This is a genomic window from Fibrobacter sp. UWH9 (assembly GCF_900129715.1).
Classification (GTDB): Bacteria; Fibrobacterota; Fibrobacteria; order Fibrobacterales; family Fibrobacteraceae; genus Fibrobacter.
In genome coordinates this window covers 1-1,035 of record NZ_FQWP01000052.1, presented here as the reverse complement: position 1 = coordinate 1,035, position 1,035 = coordinate 1, and the positions used below count along the sequence as shown (strand labels likewise).

The window sequence follows — 1,035 nt, the reverse complement described above, 5'->3', positions numbered from 1 at the left end:
GGCGAATTTAAGTCGCCAAGTAAATTTGTTTAACTTGCCTAGAAATATACTCTAATGGGGTGAGAAATCCAAGTCGTTTTCTCGGCCGATTGTTCAATTTCCACTCAATCCACTTGACCTCATCTCTCGTCAGGTCCTCAAACGAGGTTCCCTTTGGCAGGTACTGGCGAATCAGACCGTTCATATTTTCGTTTGCACCTCGTTCCCACGAGTGGTAAGGGTGGGCAAAGTAATAACCGACATCCAACTTTTGGGCTATCCGAACATGATCGGCGAACTCCTTTCCGTTGTCGGAAGTGACCGTGTGTAGCAGCCTCTTGTAGGGCGAAAAGGCCGCTATCAGAGTATCTGCCAGGGCGGTTGCATCCTTTGTCGGTAGAGGCTCCAGGATGCAAAGCATGGACATTCTGTCGTTGGCGGTGAGCAGGTTCCCCTTATGAAGAGCTCCGTTGATCAAGTCTATTTCAAAATCGCCGAAGCGACTTTTCTCGTCGACTATCGCCGGACGCAGGTCTATGGGCACCTGTCCCGTAATGGAGCCTCTTCCATCCTTTGCAGGACCCCGCTCTCGATATTTCTTGTCCCCATGCCTAAGGTGTGGCTTGAATTCGTCTCTGCCTTTGATATGGCGGTATATCGTTGGAACGCTTGGAGTTTTCTTACCCTCCAACCCCCTGCGTCCAACAACTTGCTCCGGTGACAAGTCCTCCTTTATCAGGGCTTCAGTTTCCGCCCAAACTTCATCGCTATACTCATAGTGAATGTGCGCTTTGTGCTGGAGCTTTACGGCCCTCTTGTCAGCCTTGTCCGGATCGTACTTTTTACGACCTCCGTTTCTGGAAATCTCCTTGCTGAGTCCACCTTCGGAAATTCCGATTAGTTTTGCTATGACTTTTTGTTGATGTCCGGCAGCCAACAGTGCGCTAATTTGGTATCTTATGTCTCGGTTAAGTCTCATCGCTTGTCCTTTTCTTGGTCGAAAACGCAAGTTAGAAACCTAACCATCCCTAGAATTCACTTTCTAGGGATTTTTTT

The 1,035-nt window shown here is 48.6% G+C and carries 1 protein-coding gene; it reads right to left on the bottom strand.

Annotated elements, in window-relative coordinates; all coding sequences use genetic code 11:
• Positions 1 to 7: 7 nt before the first annotated feature.
• Positions 8 to 958, bottom strand: a complete 951-nt coding sequence (locus tag BUB94_RS16100; protein ID WP_073238990.1) for an IS30 family transposase — start codon at positions 956 to 958, stop codon at positions 8 to 10.
• Between the last annotated feature and the right edge of the window lie 77 nt (positions 959 to 1,035).

What these genes read in the sequence shown, in the direction of transcription:
- BUB94_RS16100 (WP_073238990.1), bottom strand. Translation starts at nt 958, where the DNA reads ATGAGACTTAACCGAGACATAAGATACCAAATTAGCGCACTGTTGGCT.